Source organism: Rhodanobacter sp. Root480 (assembly GCF_001426645.1).
GTDB classification, from domain to species: domain Bacteria; phylum Pseudomonadota; class Gammaproteobacteria; order Xanthomonadales; family Rhodanobacteraceae; genus Rhodanobacter; species Rhodanobacter ginsenosidimutans.
The window spans coordinates 1,047,340-1,073,291 of the sequence record NZ_LMEX01000002.1 but is presented as its reverse complement, the minus strand read 5'-3'; the positions used below and the strand labels follow the sequence as shown (position 1 = coordinate 1,073,291).

Here is a 25,952-nt window from a genome sequence, read left to right as displayed (position 1 = left end):
CACGCGGCGACGCTCTCGCAGCGGCGCAGCCGCTGCGCACCGAGTGCGCGCCACGATGGCGCGCTGCTCTACCCGGGGCCCCTCTGAAGCGGCGGGCGGGCGAAGGAAAAGCCCGCAGGGTGGTCCGCATGGATGCGAACCAGTTTGGCGTCAGTCCATGGATGGACTGTCGACAAACCCCGTAGCCCGACCGCGGACCTTGCGGGCACGATGCCCGCAAGGCGCGGAAGCGGGGTGCAAAGAGAAAGTAACTCGAGCGCCAAAGGCGATCGAAAGCTCTTTTCTAGAGCCATATTCAAGAGCAAAAGCGTCGCGACTGAAGTCGCTCCTACAGACGGCCAAAAAAAGAACAAGAGCATCGCGCACAGGGTGCGCTCCTACAAAAGAAGGTCGCGGCTCGGTAGGCCCATGCCATCCGGCAGGGCCGACTTCAGGCACATCGCGGTGGGCCATGGCAGCGGCTATCCTTGCCCGCCACGGAGAGCCCATGAATATCTTTGCGCCCATGATCCGCCGACCGATCGGCACGTCGCTGCTGGCGATCGGTTTGATATTGGCGGGAAGCTGGGCTTACCAGCTGCTGGGCGTGGCCGCGCTGCCGTCGATGGACCTGCCGGTGGTGATGGTGTCGGCCAACATGCAGGGCGCCAGCGCGCAGACCATGGCAGCCACGGTCGCGGCGCCGCTGGAGCGGCATCTGGGGCGGATTCCCGGGGTCAAGGAGATGTACTCCAACAGCACCGAGGGGCGCACCTTCGTGCGGTTGCAGTTGTACATGGGGCGCAGCGCGGACAAGGCCGCCAGCGACGTGCAGGCGGCGATCAATGCCGCCGCGGTCGACCTGCCCACGCACATGGACAACCCGCCGCAATACTTCAAGGCGGATACCACCCAGGTGCCGGTGATCCTGGTGTCGCTGACCTCCACCGGGCTGCCGCCGGACAAGCTGTACGACCTCACCAACACCTTGCTCAGCCCGGCCGTGGCGCAGATCCCCGGCGTGGCCCAGGTGGAGGTGTTCGGCGGCACCGCGCATGCGGTGCGGGTGACGCTGGATACCGGTGCGCTGGCGGCCAAGGGGCTCACCACCAACGACGTGGCGAACGCGCTGCGGGCGGCCAACGTCACCTCGCCGCAGGGCATCATCAGCGATGGCCACACGCAGATGACGGTGTCGGCCAACGACGCGCTGCAGGACCCGGCCGAATTCGGCAACCTGCTGATCGCGATGAAAAACGGCATGCCGGTGCGGCTGTCCGACGTGGCCACGGTAGCCTCCGGGCCGGAGGATCAATACCAGGCCGCCTGGTTCAACGGCCAACGCGCGGTGATGATGCAGGTGACCAAGCGGCCGGAGGCGAACGCGGTGGCCACCGCCGCCGCGGTGCGCGACCAGCTGCCGGCGTTCCGCGCGATGCTGCCGGCCGATGTCACCATCACGCCGATTCTTGACCTCACCCAGACCACCAAATCCGCGCTGCATGAAGTGCAGTTCACACTGATGATCAGCGTCGTGATGGTGGCGCTGGTGATGCTGATCTTCCTGCGCCGCCTCGGCCCCACCCTGATCGCGCTGCTCAGCGTGCCGCTGTCACTGGCCGGCGCGTTCGTGGCGATGTGGGCGTTCGGCTACACCTTGAACCTGCTGTCGCTGGTGGCGCTGGTGTTGTGCATCGGCTTCGTGGTGGACGACGCGATCGTGGTGATCGAGAACATCGTGCGCCACATGGAGCGCGGCCAGCCGCCGCTGCCGGCGGCGTTGATCGGCGTGCGCGAGATCGGCTTCACGGTGCTGTCGATCACGCTGTCGCTGGTGGCGGTGTTCGCACCGCTGCTGTTCGGCAACAACATGCTGGTGATGCTGCTGCGCGAGTTCTCGGTGACGCTGACCGCGGCGATCGTGATCTCGGCGCTGGTGTCGCTGACGCTGACGCCCGCGCTGTGCGGCCGCTTCCTCACTCTCGAACATGCCGGCGAAAAGCCGCTCAACCGCATCCAGCGCGCGTTCGAGCGCTTCGACCACTGGCTGCATCGCGTCTACGAGCGCGCGCTGGACTGGGCCATGCACCACCGCCGGCTGATGCGCTGGCAACCGCTGCTGTTGCTGGTGGCAACGGTGGTGCTGGGCATGGCGGTGGTGAAGACCGCCGGCGGCACCTTCATGCCCGAGGAGGACACCGGCGCGCTCAACGGCAACATCAGCGCCGACGCCAACATCTCGCCGCAGCTGATGGCCGAGCGGGTGAAGCAGGCGGCGGCGATCGTGCAGGCGGACCCCGCCGTGCTGGATGTGTCGTCCATGCTGGGCCGCAACGGCGGCGCGGTGGGCAACAACGGCCGCATGTGGATCGACCTGAAGCCGCTGGGCGAAGGTCCGGGCCATCGTCGCGACAGTTCGAAAGTGGTGCTGGAACGGCTCAGCAAGCAGTTCGAGGTGTTGCCCGACATGAAGGTGCAGTTGCGCACGCTGCAGTTCATGGGCGGCGGTGGCGGCAATAACGATGGCGCGCAGCACAGCTTCCAGATGATCAGCAAGGATGGCGGCGACCTGCAACCGTGGGCGCTGAAGATGGTGCAGCAGATGCGCAAGTCGAAAGAACTGCGCGACGTGGGCAGCGAGTTCGACGAGGTGGGCAAGCAGCAGATGCTGAAGGTGGACCACGACGCCGCGGCGCGCCTGCACGTGAACATGGGCATGGTCGATACGGCGCTGAACAACGCGTTCGGCCAGCGCATGGTGTCGACCATCTATTCCGACATCAACGAATACCACGTGGTGCTGACCAGCGCCGGCGCGCAGTCGCTGAGCCCGGCCGCGTTGCTGGACACGCGCGTGCGCAACGCGCAGGGGCGGTTGATCCCGCTGTCCGCGATCGCCCGCATCGAGCCCAACATCAGCCCGTCCGGCGTGGTTCACCAGGATCAGCTGGAAGCCACCGACATCAGCTACAACCTGCCCGCCGGCGTGCCCGAAAGCCATGGCATCGACCTGGTCAGCCAGGCCGCGCTGGCGATCCACCTGCCCGGCGGCATCCGCCTGAAGTTCGGCGGCACCGACGAGGAGCTGCAGGATCTGCAGTCCAACGGCGGCACCTTGCTGCTGGGCGCGATCCTGGCGATGTACATCGTGCTGGGCATTCTCTACGAGAGCCTGGGCCACCCGCTGACCATCCTGTCCACCTTGCCGGCGGCCGGCGCGGGTGCGTTCCTGGCGATGCTGGTGACGCAGACCCAGCTCAGCCTGATGGCGATCATCGCGATATTGATGCTGATCGGCATCGTGAAGAAAAACGCGATCCTGATGGTGGATTTCGCGCTGGTGGCACAACGCGAGCGCGGGCTGTCCGCGCCCGAGGCGATCCGCGAGGCGGCGCTGGTGCGCTTTCGCCCCATCACCATGACCACGCTGGTGGCGATGGGCGCGGCGCTGCCGCTGGCGATCGGGTTCGGCGTGGGTTCGGAGATGCGCCAGCCGCTGGGCGTGGCCATCGTGGGCGGCTTGCTGGTGTCGCAGTTGCTGACCTTGCTGAGCACGCCGGCGATCTACCTGTGGGGCCACGACCGCAAGCTGCGCAAGGCCGCACGCAAGGCGCGCAAGGCGGAGAAGAAACGCCTGCGCGCGGGCCTGGCGGCCAGTGCGTCGTAAACCGCGTGCCGGTCCTGGGGAGGTCTGATGGATCAGCTTTTGCTCGTCATCCCAGCGAAGGCTGGGATCCAGTGCCTCCAGGCCCTTCAACGCAAAGGCACTGGATTCCTGCTTTCGCAGGAATGACGAGCAAAATCAGACTTTCCTAGGAGCCTGGGTGGAAGAAACTTTCGCGGACCCGACATCCACGCGCAGGCCGTCGTCGGTAATATCCCTGCGCATGCCTGCATCCCTTCTCGCCGACGACCGCCGCCGTTCCCGTCCATCGACGACCTCGCGCGGTGACGCAAGGCGGTGCGCATGAACGTGTTCGCGCCGATGGTGCGTCGCCCGGTCGGCACCTCGCTGCTGGCGATCGGGCTGATGCTCGGTGGCCTGTGGGCGTACCTGTTGCTGGGCGTGGCGGCGTTTCCCTCGATCGAATTTCCCGGCGTGGTGGTGTTCGCGCAGATGCCCGGCGCCAACGCGCAAACCATGGCCAGCACCGTGGTGGCGCCGCTGGAGCGGCACCTGGGGCGGATTCCCGGCGTGCGCCAGATGTATTCCAGCGCCAGCGAGGGCGGCGCGCAGATCCAGATCCTGTTCGAGATGGATCGCACCGCCGACAAGGCGGCCCGCGACGTGCAGGCGGCGATCAACACGGCCGCCGCCGACCTGCCCGCGGGCATGCCCAGCCCGCCGGGCTACTTCAAGTTCGATACCTCGCAGATCCCGGTGCTGCTGGTGTCGCTGACCTCCACCAGCCTGGCGCCCGACCAGCTGTACGACCTCACCGACACGTTGCTGAAACCGGCCGTGGCGCAGATCCCCGGCGTGGCCCAGGTGCAGGTGTCCGGCGGCGCGCCGCATGCGGTGCGGATCGCGCTGAACAGCGCCGCGCTGGCGCGCAAGGGCATCACCAGCAACGACGTGGCCAATGCGCTGCGCGCGGCCAACGTCACCTCGCCGCAGGGCATGCTCAGCAACGGCGCCACCCAGATGACGGTGAGCGCCAACGACGCGCTGCACACCGTGGCCGATTTCGCCCCGCTGGTGATCGCCAGCCGCGACGGCGTGCCGGTGCGGCTGGCCGACGTGGCCACCATCAGCGGTGGCCAGCAGGACCAGTACGCGGCGGCGTGGTTCAACGGCCAGCGCGCCGTGACCATGCAGATCAGCAAGCGCTCGGAGGCGAACGCGGTGGCCACGGTGAACGCCATCCGCGCCGCGCTGCCGGGCTTCAGCCACCTGATGCCGGCCGACGTGGAAATCCACCCGATCTTCGACCTCACCCCCACCACCGAATCGGCGCTGGACGAGGTGGAGATAGCGCTGTTGATGAGCATCGTGATGGTGGCGCTGGTGATGCTGGTGTTCCTGCGCCGGCTGCGGCCCACGGTGATCGCGATGTTCAGCGTGCCGCTGTCGCTGGCCGGTGCGTTCGTGGTGATGTGGATGCTGGGCTTCACCCTCAACATCTTCTCGCTGGTGGCGCTGGTGCTGTGCGTGGGCTTCGTGGTGGATGACGCGATCGTGGTGATCGAGAACATCGTGCGCCACATCGAGCGCGGCATGGCGCCGCTAGAGGCCGCGCTCACCGGCGTGCGCGAGATCGGCTTCACGGTGGTGTCGATCACCTTGTCGCTGATCGCCGTGTTCGGGCCGATGGTGTTCGGCAACAACATGTTCACCATGCTGATGCGCGAGTTTTCGGTCACCCTGATCGCCACCATCGTGATCTCGGCGCTGGTGTCGCTGACGTTGACGCCGGCGCTGTGCGGCGCCTGGCTGGCGCCCGAGTCCGGCACGCGCACGCCGGGCCGGCTGGAGCGCATGGCCGAGCGCTTCGACACCCGCCTGCTGCGCATCTACGAGCGCGCGCTGGACTGGGCCATGCACCATCGGCGGGTGATGCGCTGGCAACCGATCCTGCTGCTGGTGCTGACCGTGGTGCTGGCGGTAGTGGTGGCCAAGACCGCCGGCGGCAGCCTGATGCCGAAGGAGGACACCGGCCTGCTGCAGGCGCAGATCACCGCCGACGCCAACATCTCGCCCACCCTGCTGGCCGAACGCACGCAGGCGATGGCCGCGGTGCTGCAGGCCGACCCGGCGGTGCTGGACGTCTCCACCATTCTCGGCGGCAACAACAACAATGGCGCGGTGGGCAACCAGTCCACGCTGTTCGTGGATCTGAAGCCGCTGGGCGACGGCCCCAACGACCGCCACGAACCGGGCCAGGCTGTGGTGGACCGGCTGGACAAGTATTACAAGCAGGTCAGCGACCTCGACGTGACGCTGACCACGGTGCAGTTCATCGGCGGCGGCGGCCCCGGCGGCGGCGCCAAGGGCCAGTATGCGTTCCAGCTCAGCAGCACCGCCGGCCTGCCGCTGCAGCAACCCACGCTGCGACTGGCGCAGGTGATGCGCGGCATGAAGCAATTCCGCGACGTCAGCACCAGCTTCGACAGCATCGGCCGGCAGCAGCTGCTGCAGGTGGATCGCGACGCCGCCGGCCGCCTGCACGTGAGCATGGGCCAGATCGATTCGGCGCTGTACAACGCGTTCGGCCAGAACCAGATCTCCACCATCTATTCCGACATCAACCAGTACCGCGTGGTGCTCACCGCCGATGCCGAACAATCGCTGAGCCCCGCCAACCTGCTCAACACCTACGTGCGCAACACGCAGGGAAAAATGATTCCGCTGTCCGCGCTGGCGCACATCCAGCCGCACATCGCGCCGGTCACCATCAACCACTACAACCAGCTCGAATCGGCCTCGATCAACTACAACCTGGCCAAGGGCCTGACCCAGACTGACGGCCTGAAATACGTCGACCAGGCCATCTTCGCCGCCGGCCTGCCCGCCGGCGTGCAGAAAAGCTACACCGGCGACAACCAGAACCTGATGGACGCGCTCAACAACGGCCTGCTGATGCTGCTGGCGGTGATCCTGGTGATGTACGTGGTGCTGGGCGTGCTGTACGAAAGCCTGATCCACCCGCTGACCATCCTCTCCACGCTGCCAGCCGCCGGCATGGGCGCATTCCTGGCCATGCTGGTCACCCACACCCAACTCACCATGATGTCCGCCATCGCGGTGCTGATGCTGATCGGCATCGTGAAGAAAAACGCAATCCTGATGGTCGACTTCGCCCTCGTCGCCGAACGCGAACACGGCCGCTCACCACCGGAAGCGATCCGCGAAGCCGCCCTGGTCCGCTTCCGCCCCATCACCATGACCACCCTGGTGGCCATGGGCGCCGCACTGCCACTGGCGATCGGTTTCGGTTATGGCTCGGAGATGCGCCAGCCGCTGGGCATCGCGATCCTCGGCGGGCTGTTCGTGTCGCAGCTGCTGACCTTGCTGAGTACGCCGGCGATTTATTTGTGGAGCCATGACCGCAAGCAGCGCAAGGCCGCGCGCAGGGAGCGCAAGGCGGAGAAGAAGCGGCAGAAGTTGTTGCGGCTGGAAGCCAGGGCGGGTGGTTCGGCTTGAGTCGCGGCTCTCGTGGCACTTCGACTCCGCCGTCCTGCGGACGGCTACGCTCAGTGTGATCGGGTGAGGGAATCTGACATCGACCGAACGAACCTCCACCGTTCTCCCTGAGCGTCGGCCGCGCAGCGGCCAGAGTCGAAGGGCATGCCGCCTCGACATCATGCTTTTGGACGGCCAATCCCACGTTTGGCTCAATCCATCACGCCCCTCAATAGAACGAAGAATCCGCGCTTGTGGCAGCATCAACTGTTTTCGACGCGCAGGAAGGCTCCATGGTGTTCGCGATACTCGGTTACGGCCGCTTCGGCCAGGCGTTTGCCGATCTGCTGGCGCGGGCGGGGCATGAGGTGCGTATCCATGATCCGCAGGCCGAGGTGCCGGCCGCGCTGGCGGCGGCGTCGATGGTCGCCGCCATCGATGGCGCGGACTGGGTGGTGCTGGCGATGCCGGTGCCGCGGATGGCGGAGGCGCTGGCCGCGCTGAAGCCGCATCTGGGCGCTGGGCACACCGTGATCGACGTGGGCAGCGTGAAACTGCACCCCTGCGCGCTGATGGACGAGCAACTGGGTGATGCGATACCGCACGTGGGCACGCACCCGTTGTTTGGCCCGCTCAGCCTGGCGCGGGGCGAGCGGCCGTTGCGCACGGTGGTGTGCGCCAGCGCGCGGCATCCGCAGGCGGCCGAGCGCACGCGCGCACTGTTCCGCGAGCTGGGTTGCGAGGTGATCGACCAGGACCCGGCCACGCATGACCGGCACATGGCGCATACCCACGCGCTGGCGTTTTTCCTGGCCAAGGGGCTGATCGAGATCGGCGTGGACGACGACCTGTCGGTGACGCCGCCGTCGTTCCAGGGCCTGAAGAACATGCTGGCGGCGGTGCGCGGCGATGCCGGGCATCTGTTTGCCGCGATCCAGCAGGAGAACCCGTTCGCCGCCGAGGCGCGGGCGCAGTTGCTGGGGGCCTTGCAGCGCATCGACCGGCAGCTTGCCAGTGCGGATGACGACAGTTTGGCGATTCCGGTGCGGAAGCAGGATGCCTAACCCTCACCGGTGGGAGCGACTGTAGGAGCGACTTCAGTCGCGACGCCTTTCGTCCAACCGAACCAAAAGCGTCGCGGCTGAAGCCGCTCCTACAAGGGCAGGCTCAGACTTTCGCGAACACCAGCGTGCCGTTGGTCCCGCCAAAGCCGAAGCTGTTGGACATCACCGTAGTCAGCTTCGCGTCGCGGCTTTCGCGCACGATCGGGAAGCTTTCGGCCAGCGGATCCAGCTCGGTGATGTTGGCGGAGGCGGCCACGTAGTTCTCGTTGAGCATCAGCAGGCTGTAGATCGCCTCGTGCACGCTGGCGGCGCCCAGCGAATGGCCGGTGAGGGCCTTGGTCGAGGACAGCGGCGGTACCGCGTCGCCGAACACTTCGCGCACCGCCTTCAGCTCGACCACGTCGCCCACCGGCGTCGAGGTGCCGTGGGTGTTGAGGTAGTCGATCGGGCCGCTGACACTGGCCATGGCCATCTGCATGCAGCGCACGGCGCCTTCGCCCGAGGGCGCGACCATGTCGCCGCCGTCGGAGGTGACGCCGTAACCGACCAGCTCGGCCAGGATGTTGGCGCCGCGGGCACGCGCGTGTTCGTACTCCTCCAGCACCAGCATGCCGCCGCCACCGGCGATGACGAAGCCGTCGCGGCTGACGTCGTACGGGCGCGAGGCCGATTCGGGCGTGGCGTTGTAGCTGGTGGAGAGCGCGCCCATCGCGTCGAACTGCGAGGTCATGCCCCAGTGCACTTCCTCGCCGCCCCCGGCGAAGACGATGTCCTGCGCGCCGTGGTGGATCAGGTCCGCCGCCGCGCCGATGCAATGCGCCGAGGTGGCGCAGGCGGCGGAGATGGAATAGCTGAGGCCCAGGATGCCGAAGCCGGTGGCCAGCGTGGCCGACACGGTGGAGCACATCGTGCGCGGCACCATGTACGGGCCGATCTTGCGCACGCCCTTGTTGCGCAGCAGGTCGCCGGTTTCGATCTGCCACTGCGGCGAGCCGCCGCCGGAGCCGGCGATGACGCCGGTGCGCGGGTTGCTGACCTGTTCGGCGGAGAGGCCAGCGTTGGCGATCGCGTCACGCATCGACACATACGCATACGCCGCCGCATCGCCCATGAAGCGCTTCAGCTTGCGGTCGATCTCGGCCACCAGGTCGATCTCGGGCACGCCGGCCACATGGCTGCGCAGGCCCAGCTCCACGTAATCGGGAACGGCGCGGATGCCGCTGCGGCTGTCGCGCAGGGCCGACGAAACCGTCGCCCCGTCGTTGCCCAGGCACGACACCACACCCATACCGGTCACTACAACACGACGCATCTCAAAAACCCTCGGTGGACTGGAACAGGCCGACGCGCATGTTGTCGGCGGCATAGATCAGGCGGTCGTCGACGAACGTCTTGCCATCGGCGATCACCAGCCGCAGCTTGCCGCGCATCACCCGGCGGATATCGATCTCGTAACGCAGCTTTTTGGCGGTGGGCAGCACCTGGCCGGTGAACTTCACCTCGCCCACGCCGAGCGCGCGGCCCAGGCCCGGCTCGCCCAGCCACGGCAGGTAGAAACCGCTGAGCTGCCACATGCCGTCGAGCCCCAGGCAGCCGGGCATCACCGGATCGCTCTCGAAGTGGCAGGCGAAAAACCACAGGTCGGGGCGGATATCCATCTCGGCCTGGATCACGCCCTTGCCGTAGGCGCCGCCTTCGGTGGAGATGTGGGTGATGCGGTCGAACATCAGCATCGGCGGCAAGGGCAGGCGGGCATTGCCGGGGCCGAACATTTCGCCACGGGCACAAGCCAGCAGTTGATCGTGATCTAACGAGGAAGGACGCGTCATGAAAAGCTCATCAGTGGAGGAAGCCGGAGTGAAGTGCGCGCATGCAGGCCACAGCTACCGGTCAAACCGTATGGTGACAGGGGCACGCCGATTCGCACAATGCGACACACGGTAGCGGGTGGGGTCATAACGGGGCGTCAAGAAGCTGGGTGGCTTCCCCGCGGCGTGTCCCCCTCTCCCTGCCCTCTCCCCGCAGGGGAGAGGGGATTACGGTTTCTTTGTGGCGCTGAGGTTTGGCGCTCAAACGGTCACTCTGGTGTCCATGCGCCGGCCGCCAGCTTCAACAGATGCTGGCGCACGTCGGTCGGCCACTTCGCCGTCAGTTCTGCGAAACGCTCCCGTTCGCCGCGGTACAGCGCCCGCGATGCCTCTTCGTAACCCGCCAAGTCGCCGGCCATCACGCGCATGAAGCGGTCGGTCGCTTCTTGCGCCTGGCGTGCCCGGGCTTGCGGCTCCTGTTGGCGGGTGGCGTGTTCCACCAGGCGACGCAACGCGCCCGATACGCCGCCGGACTGTTGGCCCAGCCAGTCCCAGTGTCGCGGCAGCAGGGTGACTTCGCGCGCCACCACGCCCAAGCGCGGCCGGCCGGGGCCGCGCGGGGCCACGGACGGCGGGCTCGGCAATCGCGCCATCACCTCGTCCAGCGAGCCGCGGAAATCGACTTCGACGGGCTGGCTGGTGCGGTCGTCGAAGATCAGGATCGGGCCGGCCGCGCCCGCGTCGAGTGCCTGTCTGGTGGCGCGAACCACCTCGGCCAAGGGGCCGCTGGCGATCAGCTGGCGATGGTCGAAGGCGCTGCAGATGAGGTCGTTGCTGGGTTTCATTGGTTTGACCCGGGTAGAAATATACCGGCATATTACCCGGTAAATACTCATCGTCAATATCACCCGGGCAAATCTCGTTCGTCGGGATGGACGCGCACCCGCGCCGGCTTGCTATCGTTACCTCTTTCAACCGACAGGAATGCCCATGCGCCTGCTGCGTCCGGCCCCCTTGCTGGCTTCGCTCGTCCTGCTTGCCGCCATGGCCCTGCCCGCGCCGGTCGCGGCGGCGGATCTGGATATCCCCCCATTGCACTACCAGCAACGCACCTTGCCGAACGGCTTGCAGGTGCTGAGCGTGGAGGACCACAGCAGTCCCAACGTGGCGGTGCAGATGTGGTACCACGTGGGTTCGAAGGATGACCCGAAAGGCCGCTCCGGCTTCGCGCACCTGTTCGAGCACCTGATGTTCAAGAGCACGCGGCACATGCAGGCCGAGCAGATGGACCGGCTCACCGAGGACGTGGGCGGCGCCAACAACGCCACCACCAGCGACGACGTCACCAATTATTTCGAGGTGGTGCCGGCCAATTACCTGCAGACGCTGCTGTGGGCCGAGGCCGAGCGGCTGTCCAGCCTCAACGTGGACGAGCCCAATTTCAAATCCGAGCGCGCCGTGGTGGAGGAGGAATACCGCCAGAGCGTGCTGGCCAACCCCTACGGCAAGCTGTTCAACGCGATCGATCCCGACTCCTACACGGTGCACCCCTACCGCCGCCCCACCATCGGCAGCATCGAGGATCTGGAAGCGGCAACGCTGCCGGACGTGATCGATTTCCACCGCACCTTCTACCGCCCCGACAACGCCACCCTGATCGTGGCGGGCGACTTCGACCCGAAGCAGCTCGATGCCTGGGTCGACCAGTATTTCGGCTGGATACCGAAGCCGGCCACGCCGATCCCGCGGGTCACCGCCACCGAGCCGAAGCGGCGCAAGAACCGCCGCGTCACCATCACCGCGGCCACCGCGCCGCTGCCGGCGGTGGCGCTCAGCTGGCTGATTCCGCCAGCGGCCGACAGCGCCGACACCATCGCGCTGCAGGTGGCCGCCGCGCTGCTGGCGCGCGGCGACGCATCGCGGCTGTACCAGGCGCTGGTGTATCGCCACCAGGTGGCGCGGGAGGTTGATGCGGAAGCCGATGTGCGGGTGGGGCCGGGCCTGTTCCTGGCCTACGCGATCCTGGCCAGCGGCCACGCGCCGGAAGAGGCGGAAAAACTGCTGCACGAGGAAATCATCTGGCTGGCCACCCAGCCGATTCCCGCCGACGAACTGGAGCGCGCCAAGACGCTGTTGCTGACCGACGAGTTGAAACAGCGCCAGACCGCGCAAGGGCTGGCCTTCGCGCTGGGCCAGGCGGCGCTGATCGGCGGCGACGTGGCCCGCGCCAACACCGACCTGGCGGCCTTGCAGAAAGTCACCGCGAAAGACGTCCACCGGGTGCTGCAGAAATACGTCACCGGCGCGTACCACGTCACCATCGATTACCTGCCGGCGGCCAAGGCCGCCCAGCCGTCCAGCGGGGAGAGCGCGAAGTGAACCGTCCAACCAACCCTTTCCGTGCCACCCTCTTCACCGCCCTGTGTGTTGCCCTGGGCAGCGCCGTCGCGGCCGAGCCGCCGGCCACGTTCCCGACCACGCCACCGGTGCCGGGCGCTGCGCCCACGCTGACCATCCCCACCCCGACCAGCCAGACCTTGCCGAACGGCTTGCGGGTGATCAGCGTGCGCCGCGACGGCCTGCCGCTGGTCACCGCGCGACTGGTGATACGCAGCGGCGACGAGATGGACCCGTCCACGCAGGCCGGCCTGGCCGACCTCACCGCCAACCTGCTGACCAAGGGCGCCGCCGGCCTCACCGCGCCGCAGATCGCCACCGCCGCCGAAACCCTGGGGGGCTCGTTGAGCGCGGCCGCCGGTTGGGACGAAAGCGACGTGGGCATCACCGTCACCACGCCGCGCCTGCCGCAGGCGCTGGCCTTGCTGGCCAAGGTGGTGCGCCAGCCGGCCTTCGATGCGCGCGAGCTGAAACGGGCGCAGGCGCAGGCCATCGACGAGGTCCGCCTCACCCTCAGCAAGCCGACGGCGCTGGCCGGGCTGGTGGCCGCGCGCGGCACCTTCGGCACCGGCGCCTATGGCCACCCGCGCAGCGGCACGCCCGCATCGATTGCCCGCATCGGCCGCGCCGATGTGCAGCAATGGCACGCCGCGCTGTACCGGCCCGACAACGCGATCCTGGTCCTGGCCGGCGACATCACGCCGGCGCAGGCGCTGCAACTGGCCCAGGCCAGTTTCGGCGACTGGTCGCGGCCCGCCACGTCCTTGCCGGCCAAGCCGGCCGGCAGCGGCGAGCGTTCATTGCCGGCGGTGGTGCTGGTCAACCAGCACGGCGCCGGGCAGGCCGGTGTGGTGGCGTCGCATCCGGCACCGCCGCGCAGCGACGCCCACTATTACGACGGCCTGGTCGCCGACGCCGTGCTGGGCGGCTCGTACTCGGCGCGGTTGAACGAGGAAATCCGCATCAAGCGAGGGCTTTCCTACGGCGCGTTCAGCGAGCTGCAACCGCTGCGCAATGCCGGCGCGTGGCTGGCCTCGGCGCAAACCCGCAACCCCGCAGTGCCGCAGGTGGTGGACCTTATGCTGGCCCAGTTCCACCAACTGGGCGCCGAAAACGTACCGGACGCCGAACTGGCCGCACGCAAGGCCACCCTGATCGGCAGCTATGGCCGCAGCCTGGAAACCACCACCGGCCTGGCCACCCAGCTGGCCGAGCTGGCCGTGTACGACGTCAACCTCGGCGAGATCAGCCGTTTTCCGGACCAGGTGAACGCGGTGACGCCACGCCAGCTGCGCAAATACGCACACAAGCATCTGGACGCCGATGAAGCCACCGTGGTGGTGGTCGGCGACGCCAGCCAGTTCGCGGCCGCGGTGCGCAAGACCCATCCGAAAGCGGTGTTGCTGGACGCGGCGACGCTCGACCTGGATCGTGCCGATCTGGGCACAGCGGCCCACTGACCTTCGACTGCGTCGACCGGACTCGCTGCGTGCCGCCTGGAGCGGTTGCCCGCAGCGGATACGGTCCGGTGGACGGCCGGGGAAATGGCGAGCAACGGGAACCTGCCTGCGTTCACTCGTGCGCGACACGATATACTGAACTATCGCGTACACCATTTATTTCCACAGGTTCCCCATGCGTTTCATCCCCACGCTCCGCTCGGCGCTCGTGTTGCTGCCGTTGACCCTTACCGCCCTACCTGCCACCGCCGCCCGCTGGGAATTGCAAGCCGGGCAAAGCTTTATGGACGACTACGGCGCGAATACCGCCTTCATCGAAGCGGTGTTCGCACCGCACCCGCTCGGCGACACCCGCTTCAGCTGGGCGCCCGACGTCTCCGTCGGCTGGATCGATGGTCGCGACGTGGCCCGCTTTCGCGGCAAGCGCTATACCACCCGCGACAGCATCGCGCTGCTGGCCGCCGGCGTGCGGCTCTATGCCGGCGAAGGCGATGAATGGAGCCGCCGGCTGTTCCTGAGCCTGCAGCCGGTGGCGCACACCGGCCGCACCCAGGCGCTGAGCAGCGTCTACGAATTCGCCACCACCGTGGGCTGGCAGGGCCGGCGTTTCAGCGTGCAGCTGCGGCACATTTCCAACGGCAGCCTGCATGAGCCCAATCGCGGCGAGACGATGGCGTTGGTGGGGGTGGCGTTCTAGATCGAGAGCGCCCTCATCCGCCCTGTCGGGCACCTTCTCCCGCAAGCGGGAGAAGGGAAAAGGTGCGGGACCGAGGCTTCCCTTCTCCCGCTTGCGGGAGAAGGTGCCGAAGGCGGATGAGGGGCTCTTCCAAGACTCAGTGCCCGCCCGCCGCCGGCCCCGCCTTGGCGCTGAACGGCGGCTTGGCCAGCCAGATCACCAGCACCAGCGCGATGAACACCCAGCCCAGCACGTGGAACACCTCGTTGAACGAGATCTGGTAGCCCTGCTGGGTGATCATGTTGTTGATCACGCTGGCGCCCGCTTGCGCGTCGCCCTGGCCCAGGCGATCCATCGCCGCCTGCGACGTGGGGTTGAACACGTTGATGTGCTCGGCCAGTTGCTCGTGGTGGGCGACCGCGCGGCGCTCCCACAGCAGGGTGGTGATGGAGGCGGAAAAGCTGCCGCCCAGCGTGCGCAGGAAGGTGGCCAGGCCGGAGCCCGAGGCGATCTCGTTTTGCTGCAGGTCCGACAGCAGGATGGTGAGGATCGGCATGAAGAACAGCGCCACGCCCAGGCCCTGCCACAGCTGCACCATCGCCACGTGGTAGAAGTCGATGCCGATGTAGAAATCGGCGCGCATGAAGCACGTCACGCCCATCACGATGAACGCCACCGAGGCCAGCAGGCGCAGGTCGACCTTGGTGGCGTACTTGCCCACGAAGAAGGTCAGCAGCACCGGAATGATGCCCAGCGGCGCGGTGGCATAGCCAGCCCAGGTGGAGGTGTAGCCCAGGTTGCGCTGCAGCCACAGCGGCACCAGCAGGCCGATCGCGAAGAACGCGGCGTAGGCCAGCACCAGCGCGATCGTGCCGGCGGTGAAATTGCGGTGGCGGAACAGCTTCAGGTCGACGATCGGGTCCTTGTCGGTCAGTTCCCAGATCAGGAAGATCGCGATATTGACCGCCGAGATGATGCTGGTGACGATGATGAAGGTGGAGTTGAACCAGTCCTCGTCATTGCCCTTGTCCAGCACGATCTGCAGCGCGCCCACGCCGATGATCAGGGTGATCAGGCCGACATAGTCGATCTTCGGCCGCTCGGTTTTCTCGACTTTCGCGCGCAACTGGTTGGCCACCACCATGCTGGCGAAAATGCCGATCGGCACATTGATGAAGAAGATCCACGGCCACGAATAGTTGTCGGTGATCCAGCCGCCCAGGATCGGGCCGGCGATCGGCGCCACCACCGTCACCATCGCCAGCAGCGCCAGCGCCATGCCGCGCTTGGCCGGCGGATAGATGCCGATCAGCAGGCTCTGGGTGATCGGATACATCGGCCCGGCCACCGCGCCCTGCAGCGCGCGGAACAGGATCAGCATGCCCATGCTCTGGGACACGCCGCACATGAATGAGGTCAGCGCGAACAGCAGCGTGCAGGCGGTGAACAGCTTCACCTCGCCGAAGCGGCGGGTGAGGAAGCCGGTGAGCGGCAGCGAAATCGCCATGCTCACCGCGAACGAGGTGATCACCCACGTGCTCTGGTTGTTGCTGACGCCGAGGTTGCCGGCGATGGTCGGCAACGACACGTTGGCGATCGTCGTGTCCAGCACCTGCATGAACGTGGCCAGCGACAGGCCGATCGTGCTGAGTGCCAGATTGGGTGGACGGAAATGGGTGGTCATCGCAATCGGTCAGTGAGGGAGTCTGCCTTGCTCCTCCCCCTGCTCGCAGGGGGAGGTTGGGAGGGGGTAACGCTCTTGACCTAAAGCTCAAGAGCGAACCCCTCCCCAGCCCTCCCCTGCAAAGCAGGGGAGGGAGTCTGATGAGCTATTTGCCGCCAGCCATGTTGGCGTGGATGATCTGCGCGATCATCGCGTCCGCCTTGGCCGACTGCTGCGCGTAGACATCGGTGCTGAAGGCGGGCTTGGTCGGCGGCTGCTGCGCCAGCGTGGGGCCGCTGCGGTCGTGCAGGCCCACGTCCACGGTGAGCGACATGCCCAGCCGCAGCGGGTGCTTCTGCAGCATTGCCGGGTCGTCGAACAGGATGCGCACGGGGATGCGCTGCACGATCTTGATCCAGTTGCCGGTCGCGTTCTGCGCCGGCAGCAGGGAGAACGCGCTGCCGGTGCCCACGCCCAGGCTCTGCACCTTGCCCTTGTACTTCACGTCGCTGCCGTAGACGTCGGATTCGATCTCCACCGGCTGGCCGATGCGCATGTCGGTGAGCTGGGTTTCCTTGAAGTTGGCGTCCACCCACACCTCATTTAGCGGCACCACTGCCATCAGCGGCGCACCGGGCTGCACGCGCTGGCCCAGCTGCACCGAGCGTTTGGCCACATAGCCGTCCACCGGCGCGACCAGGGTGGTACGCAGGTCATCCAGGAACGCGGCGCGCAGCCGCGCGGCGGCGGCCTGCACGTCCGGGTGCGAGGCGACCACGGTGTCGTCCACCAGCACCTTGCTGGTCTGGTACTGCTGCTGGGCGGCAATCAGGCCGCTCTCGGCGGTGGTCAGCGCGTCGCTGGCGTGCGACAGCTCCTCGGCCGAGATGGCGCCGGACTTGGCCAGCGCCACGCGGCGGTTGTAGTCGGCCCGGGCCTTGGCCACCGCGGTCTTGCGCGCGGCCACGTCGGCCTGCGCGCCGCTGACGCTGCTGTACAGGCCGCGCACCTTGCGCACGGTGCTGGCCAGGTCGGCCTTGGCGCCGGCCAGGGCCACGTCGGCGTTGCTGCGGTCCAGCTTGATCAGCACGTCGCCGGCATGCACGCGGTCGCCGTCATCGGCGCCGATGCTGATCACCGTACCGGCGATCTGCGGCGTCAGCTGCACCACGTTGCCGTTGACGTAGGCATCGTCGGTGCCCTCGTACCAGCGGCCGTCGAAGTAATACCAAAGGCCCCAGGCGATGGCGGCGACCAACAGCACGACGCCGAGCAGGCGCAGCATCAACCCGCGCGACCGGGTCTTGGTTTGCGGCGGGGACGGCGGTGCGGCGACCGGTGGCGCGGTGGGTGTGCTGCCCTGTTCGGGCGGTGTCTGGCTGGACATGGGGGTGCCTCAGGAACGTGATGGGGTGGAAGAGGAAAGCGGCGCGGGCGCATCGGATTGCGGGCGGAAGCCGCCGCCGAGGGCCTGGATCAGCTGTACCGAGAGATCGACTTGCTGCGCCTGCAACTGTGCGGTGCCGCGTTCGGCCGCCAGCAGCTGCTGGCGCACGCTGAGCGCTTCGAGGTAGCTGCCGATGCCGGCCTTGTAGCGCTGCTCGGCCAACTGCCAGGCCTGTTGGGCGGCATCCTGCGCGCGCTGTTGCGCGTCGAGCTGCTGCTGCAGCGACTGCAACGCGGACAAGTCGTCGGCGACCTGATTGAGCGCGCCCACCAGGGTGCGGTTGTACTGCGCCACGGCGATGTCGTACTGCGCATCCTTGCCGGACAGGTTGGCGCGCAGCTTGCCGCCGTCGAAGATCGGCAGGCTCAGCGATGGCCCGAACTGGTAGAACCGCCCCGCCAGGCTGAGCGGGTTGGCGCCGCCCATGCTGACCACGCCGGCCATCGCGCCGATGCTGATGCTGGGCAGGAACTCGGTCTTCGCCGCCTTGATGTCCTTGCCGGCGGCCTCGACGCGCCAGCGCGCGGCGACCAGGTCGGCGCGATGGCCGACCAGATCCAGCGGCAGGTTGGACGGCACCGCCAGCTCGGCCGGGTGCAGCAGCTGCGGCCGGGCGATCTGCAAGCCGCGGTCCGGGCCCTTGCCCAGCAATACCGACAGCGACGAGCGCGCGGCGTCGACGGCGCGGCTGGCCAGCGCCACCTGCTGCTCGGCGCTGGCCACTTCGGCGTCGCCCTGGCGCAGCTGGATCTGGTTGTCGATGCCGGCGGCGACGCGCTGGCGGGTCAGTTCGCGCGACTGGCTTGCACGTTGCAGCTCGCTGGCGGCCAGATCCTGCTGGGTGAACGCGTAGCCGAGCTGCGCGTAGGCGCGGGCCACGTTGCCGGAGAGTTCGATGCGTGCGGCGCGGGCATCGACCTCGGCGGCACGGGCCTGGCCCACCGCCGCTTCCCACGCGGCGCGCTTGCCGCCCCACAGGTCCAGATCCCAGTTGAAGCTGGCATAGCCGTATTTGGCCAGCCCGAAATGCGCCTTGTCGCCGAGCAGCGCGGCTGGTGGCCGGGCCGCGGCGACCGAGGCGCCGCCGTTCACGCTGGGCTTGCGCGCCGCATCGACGACGCCCGCCTCGGCCTGGGCGGCACGGGCGCGGGCATCGGCGACACCGAGGTCGGGGTTGTTCTGCAGCGCTTCGGCGATCAGCGCGTCGAGCTGCGGGTCGCCCAGAGCACTCCACCAGTCGGTGGAGGGCCAGGCGGCGGCGGAGAAATGGGCGAGGCTGTGGTCGGCCTTCAGCGTGGCCGGATCGATCGGCGTGCCGTCCGGGTGCAGGCCGCCGCTGCTGGCACAGCCGGCCAACGCGAGGGTCAGGGCGGCGGCAGCCGCAAGAAGATGCAGACGCATGGAAAGGTCCAGGGTGAAAAGTCCGGGGTGAGAGGGTCAGTTCTTGTCGCGAAGCGCGTGCAGCACGCGCTCCAGGTAGTCGTGCAGTTGCGCCTGTTCGGCTTCATCCAGCGAGCGCTGGGCCGCACTCAGCACGCGTTCGTTGCAGTTGGTCAGCTCCTGCCACAGCGTGCTGCCGGCCTCGGTCAGCTCGATCCGCAGCGCGCGGCGGTCCTGCTCATGCCGGCAGCGGCGCAGGTAGCCCTTGCCTTCGAGCTGGTCGAGCTGGCGGGTCATGGCGCCGCCGTCCAGCTCCACCGAGCGGGCCAGCTCGGTGGCCGACATCGGGCCAAGCCGGGACAGCCGCTTGATGATCAGGAACTGGGTGAAGCTCAGGTTCAATCCCTTGGCCGCCAGTTCGGCCTCCATCGCACGCACGACTTCGCTGCGGACGAGGCCGAGCAGGATGCCCAGGCTCTCCCGGGGCGTGCCAAAAGCGAGCACTTCGGAATTCATGGCCGTGCATTCTATTGCCACAGATATATTTGTCAAGGCAAATATATGGACGTTCATCTTTGCTCTGGCAAGTGTTGCCGCGCTTTAGCCCGCCCGGGCGCGCAGGCTCGCCAGTTCGTCCTGCACCAGGTTGCGCAAGGCGGGGTCGCGGATCGCAAACAGGTCGAACACGCCAAGCGCCAGCAAGGTGGGCAGCTGCCCCAGCAGGCGCGGTTCGGCTTCGCGCCGTACCGATTCCGGCGTGGCCGGATCGAGCATCAGCTGTGCGTGCACCACAAAATCGGTGAAGGCATCGGTGTCGGGCTGCACGGGTTGGGGAAAGGGGAGTAGCGACATGTCGGTCTCCTGGCGAAGGTGCAAAACAAACAGGCACGGCGATGGCCGGCGGGCACGGCGAACGGCTGGGGAGCCGTGCGTGGTGGGTGCGGGTTGAACAAAACGGGCGTCCGCGTGGCCGTGATCGGCGATCACCGGCGTGGAAGGGTGACGGACGGGACAGGCAACCCTATTTCCACCGCCGCTATCATGGGAAGGCACTTCCCACTGCTGGTACTCCCACCACCACCACACCGGTTGTCGATGACCACGCCCATGCAACGCAACGAGCTGAAGGCTTTCCTGCGCACGCGGCGGGCGATGCTGACGCCCGAGGCGGTGGGTTTGCCACGCGGCACGCGCCGGCTCACACCCGGCTTGCGGCGCGAGGAAGTGGCCACGCTGGCTGACGTGGGGCTCACCTGGTACACGTGGCTGGAGCAGGGTCGCGACATCAACGTGTCGGCCGCCGCGCTCACCCGCATCGCGCGGGCGCTGTCGCTGTCGGCCACCGACGAAACCTACCTGTTCTCGCTGATGGGCCTGTCACGCACCGAGGTGACCGAGCACCACTTTACCCTGCCGCCGGTGACTCAGCAGGTGCTGGACCTGTACCAGGCGCCGGCGTTCGTGCTGGATACGGTGTTCAACCTGCTGGCCTGGAACCGGCTGGCGGGGAAGCTGTACGACCTGGGCGAATTCGGCGGGCCATTCGCCGACAACCACATCTGGAACGCGTTCATGAACCCGGCGCGGCGCCGGCTGTACCCGGATTTCGAGAACGGCGCGCTGAACCTGCTGGGCATGTTCCGCATGAATTACGCGGCGCATCCCGAAGACACCCGCTTCGACCACCTGATCGCCGCGCTGACGGCGGCCAGCCCCGAATTCGTGACGCTGTGGCAGCGCTGCCACACGGCGCCGTTGAGCGCGATCATCGTGCCGTTCTTCCACCCGGATTTCGGCCACCTCAGCATCCACTCGATGCGCATGCCGATCCGCGACGAAGACCACCTCGACCGCGCCACCGCGTTCTTCTTCGCCCCCGCCGACGCGCCGACCGCCGCCAGCTTCGCGCGGATGGCGCAGCGCCTGGGCGGCTGATAGCCATCACCAGCACTGTAGGAGCGACTTCAGTCGCGATGCTCTTGGTCGGACTGGGGGCTCGGGTCCGGGGGAAGAGCGTCGCGACTGAAGTCGCTCCTACAGGAAACGGTTACCCCTTCGCCGTCAACCGCGCCATCACCGCCTCGGTGACGCGGGCGCAGCGTTCGCCCATGAAGGGGAAGGCGTCGGTGAGGGAGGCGGCCACCGTGCCGTGCAGTGAATGGCGCAGCAGCCGGCGGGCGCGATGCAGGCGGGTCTTCACTGTTTGCGGGTTGATCGCCAGCTGGGTGGCGGTCTCCTCCACCGAGCACTCCTCCACGTCGCGCATCATGTAGACGGTGCGGAACGCCGGCGGCAAGGCGTCGATGGCGTGTTCCAGCAGGTGGCGGATCTGGGTGCGCGCGGCGGACACGGCCGGGTCTTCGCTGCCGAAGCGCGAGGGGAACTGGACGATCTGGTGGGTATCCATGGGGGACTCGTCGATTTTCTCCAGCCCGACCATGTTGTGCCGCTTGCGCAGCCGGCCACGGGCCTCGTTCAGCACGATGGAGGTGAGCCAGGTCAGCAGGCTGGACTCGCCGCGGAAGGTATCCAGCTTGCGATACGCGCGCAGGTAGGACTCCTGCAGCACGTCCTCGGCCTCGGCATCCTCGCCCAGCACGCTGCGGGCGATGCGGAACAGTCGCTGGTTGCAGCGCTGCATGATGTGGCGGAACGCGCCTTGCTGGCCACCACGCACCAGGGCAACCAGCGCGGCATCGTCCAGCGCGGTGTAGTCAACGGCAACGGCATGAAGGGAAGCGGACATGATTTCTCCTTGTACACCGATTGGGATGCGATGACCTCGCCGCAGGTTCCCGCCGCAGATTTCCGGAACCTCGCGGGCAGCACGCGCATCCCATGGCCGCAGACGGGCAACTGCCGAACCTGCCCATGTCCATCAGGAGAAATCACGTGAAAAAGTCACTTTTCGCTCTCGCCATCGCCCTTGCCTTCGGCACCGTCGCCAGCGTGCAGGCGCAGCCCGCGCCGGCCGCCGCCACCGCGCCGGCCACCATCGATGACGCGCAGATCGCGCACATCGCCTATACCGCCGGTGCCATCGATGTCACCGCGGCGAAGCAGGCGCTGAAGAAATCCCACAACAAGGCCGTGATCGCCTTCGCCGAGGAAATGGCGCGTGACCACGCCGCCGTCAACGAACAGGCGCTGGCGTTGTGCAAGAAGCTGGGTGTGACGCCGGCCGACAACCCCACCAGCCAGGCGCTGGCCAAGGCCGCCGCGGCTGAGCAGGTGAAGCTGGCCGCGCTCAGCGGTGACGCCTACGACAAGGCCTATGCGGCCAACGAGGTGGCCTTCCACCAGACGGTCAACAAGGCGCTTTCCGGCACGCTGATTCCGTCGGCCAGGAACGAAGAGCTGAAGTCGCTGCTGGAAACCGGTCTGAAGCTGTTCGAGTCGCATCAGATGCACGCCGAACACCTGGTGCAGAGCCTGAAGTAAGGAGCGGATCATGCGTTGCACGTTGATGGTATTTGCCAGTCTGCTGGCGATGAGCGGCTTGGCGGTGGCGGCCACCCCGCCGACAAAAGCCCCCACGGCCGTCCCATCGGCCACGCCGGCACCGCAGGTGCACGTCATCGTGGTCGACACGATGCAGTACGGCCCGATGCCGACCGGCGTACGCGCCGGCGACATCATCGAGTGGGTCAATCGCGGCATCCTGGAACACACCGCCACCGCTCGTGACGGTCGCTTCGACATCGACCTGAAACCCGGCGCCACCGTGCGCATGAAAGCCACGGCCGGCACGGTGGAGGTCTATTGCAAGTTCCACCCCACGATGGTGGCCACGCTGGTGGTGAAGTAGCGCCATCGCTTTCTGCAGGAGCGACTTCAGTCGCGATGCTCTCGCCCTGAGGCTGAAAAGCAAGAGCATCGCGGCTGAAGCCGCTCCTGCAGTCGGGGGCGCGCCAATACGTGGCGCGCCCTCTATTTTTTCACGCGATGGCTTTCAGCTTTCGTCCGCCACTGATCTCGAAACCCTCGCGGATGTAGAAGCGGAGGCTGGCGTCGAATTCGGGCAGGGGCGGCGTGCAGACCTCGATGCGGCGCCAACCGCGCGCCCGCGCCTGCGCCTTCACTGCGTCGATCAAGGCGGCACCGATGCCGCCCGAGCGAAAGTCGGGCGCCACGTAGAACTCCTGCATCGTGCCGATGGCACCACCGGCGTACAGGGCACAACCCTGCGACAGGCCGACAAAACCCACCGGGCGCTCGTCCACCGTGGCCAACAGCGCGGTGTAGCTGCCTTCGGCAAGCGTCCGCGCGCACAGCGCGGCGGTGCCGTCGAGGTCCAGGTCGAAATGCTGCACGCCCATGCGGCGGGAAATTTCCTCGGTGAGCGCAACGGCCATGCCGGCGATGGCCTGGGCGTCGGTGGTGGACGCCTGGGTGATCTCGTAATGCACGGTGAAAAACCAGCCTTGTCGTTCGGTACGAAAGTATAGGCAACTACGGCTTCGGCGCCGTCGGTTTCACATAGGTGTCGAACAGCTCGTACACGCGCCGGTATTCGTCATACCACGCGTCGGGATGCACGAAGCCGTGGCGCTCCATCGGGTACAGCGAGATCCAGAAGTTCTTCTTGCGCAGCTCGATCAGGCGCTGGTACAGGCGGATGGAATCCTCGGCCAGCACGTTGTCGTCGATCAGGCCGTGTTCGATCAGCAGCGGGTCCTGCAACTGGTCGGCGTACTCGATCGGTGAGCTGGCCGTATAGGCGGCCGGATCGATCTGCGGGTCGTTGAGGATATTGGCGGTGTATTCGTGGTTGTACAGCGTCCAGTCGCTGACCGGTCGCAGCGCGGCGCCGGCGGCGAATTCACCGGGCGCGCGCAGCAAGGCCATCTCGGTCATGAAGCCGCCGTAGCTGCCGCCGTAGATGCCCACGCGCTGGGGGTCCACGCCGTGGTGCTTCACCAGCCAGGCCTTGCCGTCCAGCAGATCCTCCAGTTCCGGATGGCCCATGTTGCGGTAGATCGCGGTGCGCCAGTCACGGCCGTAGCCTTCGGAGGCGCGGTAATCCATGTCCAGCACCGCATAGCCGCGCTGCACCAGCAGGTTGTTGAACATCTGCTCGCGGAAGTAATAGGTGGACGACAGCGTCACGTCCTGCAGGTAGCCGGCGCCGTGCACGAACAGCACGGCGGGGCGGCTGGCGCCATCGCTTTCGGCCGGCCCGTAGTACTTGGCGTAGATCACGCCGGCGCCGTGGCTGGAGGGGATCTGCACGATCTTCGGGGTGATCCATGCTCGCGCGGTGAAGGCCGGCTTCATCGTGTCGGTCAGCTCGCGCGACGTGCCGCCGGTCGCGGGTTGCACTGCCAGTTGCGACAAACGGTAGGCGGAGGAATGCAGCACCGCCAGCTGGCTGCCGTCGGGCGAGAGCTTGAAGTCGTCCATGCCTTGGTATTGGGTGACGCGCGTCATTGCGCCGCCCGTGCTGGGCACGCGGTAGACGTCGTAGCTGTACGGCGCCACCTGGTTGCTGCGCAGGTAGAACCAGCGGCCGTCGGGGCTCAATTGCGGATGGCTGACTTCGAAGCGCCCGGTCGTGAGCGCCTTGGCCTTGCCATCCAGCGGCTTGCTGTAGAGCTGCGACCAGCCACTCTGTTCGCTGAGATACCACAGCGTGTGGCTGTCTTTCAGCCAGCCGAAATCGTTGAAGTTCCAGTTGATCCAGGCCGGGTCGGTGAGCCGCTGCTGATTGACCAGCGCGTGGTCGCCGAAATCGACGCTGGCGATCCAGCGGTCCTTGTTGTCGATGGCGCGCAGTTGCACGGCCAGCTCGGTGCCATCGTCGCTCCAGGCGATGTTGTCGCTGCCGTCGCCGGCCACGGTCACGGGGCGCACGTCCGGCGCCTTCAGCGCCTTGGCCTGGTCGGCCTTGCCGGCTTTTTCCAGCGCGGCGATGGCGTCGCCGCGCAGCGTCTTCAGCGGGTCGTCCTTGATGCCGGGCAGGTTGTCGGTGGGCAGCGCGTAGGGCTTGTGCTTGACCAGGTCCAGCAGCAGCAGCGACTGGCCGGCCGGGTCGTTGCGGCCCACGTAGGTGTGCACGTCCTCGGGCTCGGCGTAACCGCTGTCGGTGACGTAGTGGGTGAGCTGCGGCAGCTTGCCCGGGTTGGCGTCCTTGGGCACGGTCACCAGCAGCATCCAGCGGCCGTTGGGCGAGAGCTGGGCATCCACCAGCTTGATCTTGTCGCCCAGCCAGAACGGCATCGGCGCGCGGCCGGGGTCGGCGGCCTGCAACGCCTCGGTCTCGTCGCGCACGGCTTGCTTGTCGGCCTTGAGCTGGCGCAGCGTGCTGAAGGTGGCCAGTTGCCGCTCGCCCAGCGCATCGGGCTTGGCGTCCTGCGGATCGTCGGCGAATTTCAGCAAGGCCACCGGAGCGACGACAGCCTGCGCCAGGTCGTAGCTGTACCAGTCGTTGCCGTCGCGGTATTGCAGCGCGCGGCCATCGGCGGAGAACTGCAGCTCGGACTCGTCCTGCGGCGTGCGCGTCACCTGGCGCCGCTGGCCGCTGGCCACGTCGACCACGAAAACGTCGCCATGCAGGATGTACGCGGCGTGCTGCCGGCGGCGGTCGAACACCGGATCGCCGCCGGCCTGCGCCCGCGCCGCGGCATCCAGCTTCACGCCCTGGCCGCTGGCCGCGTCGACCCGGTACAGGTCGCGCACCGGGCTGCCGTCGCGCTTCACCGCGTAGTAGATGCTGCGCCCGTCCACGCTCCAGTACGGGCTTTCCACCGCCTGGCCGACCCAATCCGGGTTGGCCATGATGGTTTCCAGGTCCAGCGGTTGCGGGGTGGACGGCGGTGTCGCCGCCAGCGGCAGCACGGTGAAGGCAATGAGGCCGGCAAGCAGCAGTCGACGCATCTTCGGGGTTTTCCTGCAAATGGTCAGCATAGCGGGCGATCCGGCACGCGGGCGCCACCCCTGCCACAAGTCAGGCCCC

The 25,952-nt window shown here is 67.3% G+C and carries 20 protein-coding genes; 9 read left to right on the top strand and 11 right to left on the bottom strand.

The genetic code is table 11. The features are described 5' to 3' along the window. The first annotated feature begins 487 nt into the window (after positions 1-487). The 3 genes from ASD22_RS11665 (at position 488) to ASD22_RS11655 (ending at position 8,166) form a co-directional block, all read left to right on the top strand. On the top strand, positions 488-3,646 hold the full coding sequence (locus ASD22_RS11665) for an efflux RND transporter permease subunit (protein ID WP_056083308.1): 3,159 nt from the start codon (positions 488-490) through the stop codon (positions 3,644-3,646). Between the two features lie 300 nt (positions 3,647-3,946). After that, a complete protein-coding gene (locus tag ASD22_RS11660; protein WP_056083307.1) occupies positions 3,947-7,123 on the top strand; it encodes an efflux RND transporter permease subunit in 3,177 nt (1,058 codons plus the stop codon). A 272-nt stretch (positions 7,124-7,395) separates the two neighbouring features. Beyond that, positions 7,396-8,166, top strand: coding sequence for a prephenate dehydrogenase (locus ASD22_RS11655; RefSeq protein ID WP_056083305.1), 771 nt, complete (start codon positions 7,396-7,398; stop codon positions 8,164-8,166). Positions 8,167-8,269: 103 nt separating this feature from the next. Here ASD22_RS11655 and fabB read toward each other — a convergent pair whose 3' ends face one another. The 3 genes from fabB to ASD22_RS11640 form a co-directional block, all read right to left on the bottom strand. Further along, positions 8,270-9,478 carry a beta-ketoacyl-ACP synthase I gene (gene fabB / locus ASD22_RS11650; protein ID WP_056083302.1) on the bottom strand — a complete coding sequence of 403 codons (1,209 nt, stop codon included), beginning with the start codon at positions 9,476-9,478 and terminating at the stop codon, positions 8,270-8,272. Position 9,479: 1 nt separating this feature from the next. Further along, positions 9,480-9,995, bottom strand: coding sequence for a 3-hydroxyacyl-[acyl-carrier-protein] dehydratase FabA (fabA, locus tag ASD22_RS11645; protein WP_056083299.1), 516 nt, complete (start codon positions 9,993-9,995; stop codon positions 9,480-9,482). A gap of 248 nt (positions 9,996-10,243) precedes the next feature. Next, positions 10,244-10,819 (bottom strand): DUF2239 family protein, encoded by a 576-nt coding sequence (locus ASD22_RS11640; RefSeq protein WP_056083297.1) that lies wholly within the window; start codon positions 10,817-10,819, stop codon positions 10,244-10,246. Positions 10,820-10,964: 145 nt separating this feature from the next. Between ASD22_RS11640 and ASD22_RS11635 the strand changes: the two genes are divergently transcribed. The 3 genes from ASD22_RS11635 to ASD22_RS11625 all read left to right on the top strand — a co-directional run bounded on the left by ASD22_RS11635 (position 10,965) and on the right by ASD22_RS11625 (position 14,528). Continuing rightward, positions 10,965-12,353 (top strand): pitrilysin family protein, encoded by a 1,389-nt coding sequence (locus ASD22_RS11635; RefSeq protein WP_056083294.1) that lies wholly within the window; start codon positions 10,965-10,967, stop codon positions 12,351-12,353. After that, complete coding sequence (locus ASD22_RS11630) at positions 12,350-13,831, top strand: pitrilysin family protein (RefSeq protein ID WP_056083292.1); 1,482 nt, start codon at positions 12,350-12,352, stop codon at positions 13,829-13,831. Before ASD22_RS11635 ends, ASD22_RS11630 begins: the two co-directional genes overlap by 4 nt. Positions 13,832-14,006: 175 nt before the next feature. Then, positions 14,007-14,528, top strand: a complete 522-nt coding sequence (locus ASD22_RS11625) for an acyloxyacyl hydrolase (protein ID WP_056083289.1) — start codon at positions 14,007-14,009, stop codon at positions 14,526-14,528. A 136-nt stretch (positions 14,529-14,664) separates the two neighbouring features. Here ASD22_RS11625 and ASD22_RS11620 read toward each other — a convergent pair whose 3' ends face one another. The 5 genes from ASD22_RS11620 to ASD22_RS11600 form a co-directional block, all read right to left on the bottom strand. Further along, a complete protein-coding gene (locus tag ASD22_RS11620; protein ID WP_056083284.1) occupies positions 14,665-16,191 on the bottom strand; it encodes a DHA2 family efflux MFS transporter permease subunit in 1,527 nt (508 codons plus the stop codon). Between the two features lie 145 nt (positions 16,192-16,336). Beyond that, entirely contained in the window at positions 16,337-17,455 is a 1,119-nt protein-coding gene (locus ASD22_RS11615) for an HlyD family efflux transporter periplasmic adaptor subunit (protein ID WP_235577636.1), read from the bottom strand. A 111-nt stretch (positions 17,456-17,566) separates the two neighbouring features. Next, the gene (locus ASD22_RS11610; RefSeq protein ID WP_056083278.1) at positions 17,567-19,018 is read right to left on the bottom strand and encodes an efflux transporter outer membrane subunit; all 1,452 of its coding nucleotides are present in this window, start codon (positions 19,016-19,018) and stop codon (positions 17,567-17,569) included. Positions 19,019-19,054: 36 nt separating this feature from the next. Next, entirely contained in the window at positions 19,055-19,513 is a 459-nt protein-coding gene (locus ASD22_RS11605; RefSeq protein ID WP_056083275.1) for a MarR family transcriptional regulator, read from the bottom strand. 84 nt (positions 19,514-19,597) lie between these two features. Beyond that, entirely contained in the window at positions 19,598-19,849 is a 252-nt protein-coding gene (locus ASD22_RS11600) for a hypothetical protein (RefSeq protein ID WP_056084260.1), read from the bottom strand. Positions 19,850-20,092: 243 nt separating this feature from the next. Between ASD22_RS11600 and ASD22_RS11595 the strand changes: the two genes are divergently transcribed. Beyond that, complete coding sequence (locus tag ASD22_RS11595; RefSeq protein WP_235577624.1) at positions 20,093-20,932, top strand: helix-turn-helix transcriptional regulator; 840 nt, start codon at positions 20,093-20,095, stop codon at positions 20,930-20,932. 112 nt (positions 20,933-21,044) lie between these two features. Here ASD22_RS11595 and ASD22_RS11590 read toward each other — a convergent pair whose 3' ends face one another. Continuing rightward, complete coding sequence (locus ASD22_RS11590; protein WP_056083272.1) at positions 21,045-21,743, bottom strand: RNA polymerase sigma factor; 699 nt, start codon at positions 21,741-21,743, stop codon at positions 21,045-21,047. A gap of 146 nt (positions 21,744-21,889) precedes the next feature. Here ASD22_RS11590 and ASD22_RS11585 point away from each other — a divergent pair, with 146 nt between their 5' ends. Then, entirely contained in the window at positions 21,890-22,438 is a 549-nt protein-coding gene (locus ASD22_RS11585) for a DUF4142 domain-containing protein (RefSeq protein ID WP_200946355.1), read from the top strand. 10 nt (positions 22,439-22,448) lie between these two features. Then, complete coding sequence (locus ASD22_RS11580; RefSeq protein ID WP_156459001.1) at positions 22,449-22,805, top strand: cupredoxin domain-containing protein; 357 nt, start codon at positions 22,449-22,451, stop codon at positions 22,803-22,805. Between the two features lie 130 nt (positions 22,806-22,935). Here ASD22_RS11580 and ASD22_RS11575 read toward each other — a convergent pair whose 3' ends face one another. Both ASD22_RS11575 and ASD22_RS11570 read right to left on the bottom strand, forming a co-directional pair. Beyond that, on the bottom strand, positions 22,936-23,406 hold the full coding sequence (locus ASD22_RS11575) for a GNAT family N-acetyltransferase (protein ID WP_200946354.1): 471 nt from the start codon (positions 23,404-23,406) through the stop codon (positions 22,936-22,938). 43 nt (positions 23,407-23,449) lie between these two features. Continuing rightward, positions 23,450-25,873: a prolyl oligopeptidase family serine peptidase gene (locus ASD22_RS11570; RefSeq protein ID WP_056083267.1), complete on the bottom strand. Its 2,424-nt coding sequence runs from the start codon at positions 25,871-25,873 to the stop codon at positions 23,450-23,452. Positions 25,874-25,952 lie beyond the last annotated feature (79 nt).

Coding starts and splice junctions, on each gene's coding strand:
- ASD22_RS11665 (WP_056083308.1), top strand. CDS start 488: ATGAATATCTTTGCGCCCATGATCCGCCGACCGATCGGCACGTCGCTG.
- ASD22_RS11660 (WP_056083307.1), top strand. CDS start 3,947: ATGAACGTGTTCGCGCCGATGGTGCGTCGCCCGGTCGGCACCTCGCTG.
- ASD22_RS11655 (WP_056083305.1), top strand. CDS start 7,396: ATGGTGTTCGCGATACTCGGTTACGGCCGCTTCGGCCAGGCGTTTGCC.
- fabB (WP_056083302.1), bottom strand. CDS start 9,478: ATGCGTCGTGTTGTAGTGACCGGTATGGGTGTGGTGTCGTGCCTGGGC.
- fabA (WP_056083299.1), bottom strand. CDS start 9,995: ATGACGCGTCCTTCCTCGTTAGATCACGATCAACTGCTGGCTTGTGCC.
- ASD22_RS11640 (WP_056083297.1), bottom strand. CDS start 10,819: ATGAAACCCAGCAACGACCTCATCTGCAGCGCCTTCGACCATCGCCAG.
- ASD22_RS11635 (WP_056083294.1), top strand. CDS start 10,965: ATGCGCCTGCTGCGTCCGGCCCCCTTGCTGGCTTCGCTCGTCCTGCTT.
- ASD22_RS11625 (WP_056083289.1), top strand. CDS start 14,007: ATGCGTTTCATCCCCACGCTCCGCTCGGCGCTCGTGTTGCTGCCGTTG.
- ASD22_RS11620 (WP_056083284.1), bottom strand. CDS start 16,191: ATGACCACCCATTTCCGTCCACCCAATCTGGCACTCAGCACGATCGGC.
- ASD22_RS11615 (WP_235577636.1), bottom strand. CDS start 17,455: ATGCTGCGCCTGCTCGGCGTCGTGCTGTTGGTCGCCGCCATCGCCTGG.
- ASD22_RS11610 (WP_056083278.1), bottom strand. CDS start 19,018: ATGCGTCTGCATCTTCTTGCGGCTGCCGCCGCCCTGACCCTCGCGTTG.
- ASD22_RS11605 (WP_056083275.1), bottom strand. CDS start 19,513: ATGAATTCCGAAGTGCTCGCTTTTGGCACGCCCCGGGAGAGCCTGGGC.
- ASD22_RS11600 (WP_056084260.1), bottom strand. CDS start 19,849: ATGTCGCTACTCCCCTTTCCCCAACCCGTGCAGCCCGACACCGATGCC.
- ASD22_RS11595 (WP_235577624.1), top strand. CDS start 20,093: ATGACCACGCCCATGCAACGCAACGAGCTGAAGGCTTTCCTGCGCACG.
- ASD22_RS11590 (WP_056083272.1), bottom strand. CDS start 21,743: ATGTCCGCTTCCCTTCATGCCGTTGCCGTTGACTACACCGCGCTGGAC.
- ASD22_RS11580 (WP_156459001.1), top strand. CDS start 22,449: ATGCGTTGCACGTTGATGGTATTTGCCAGTCTGCTGGCGATGAGCGGC.
- ASD22_RS11570 (WP_056083267.1), bottom strand. CDS start 25,873: ATGCGTCGACTGCTGCTTGCCGGCCTCATTGCCTTCACCGTGCTGCCG.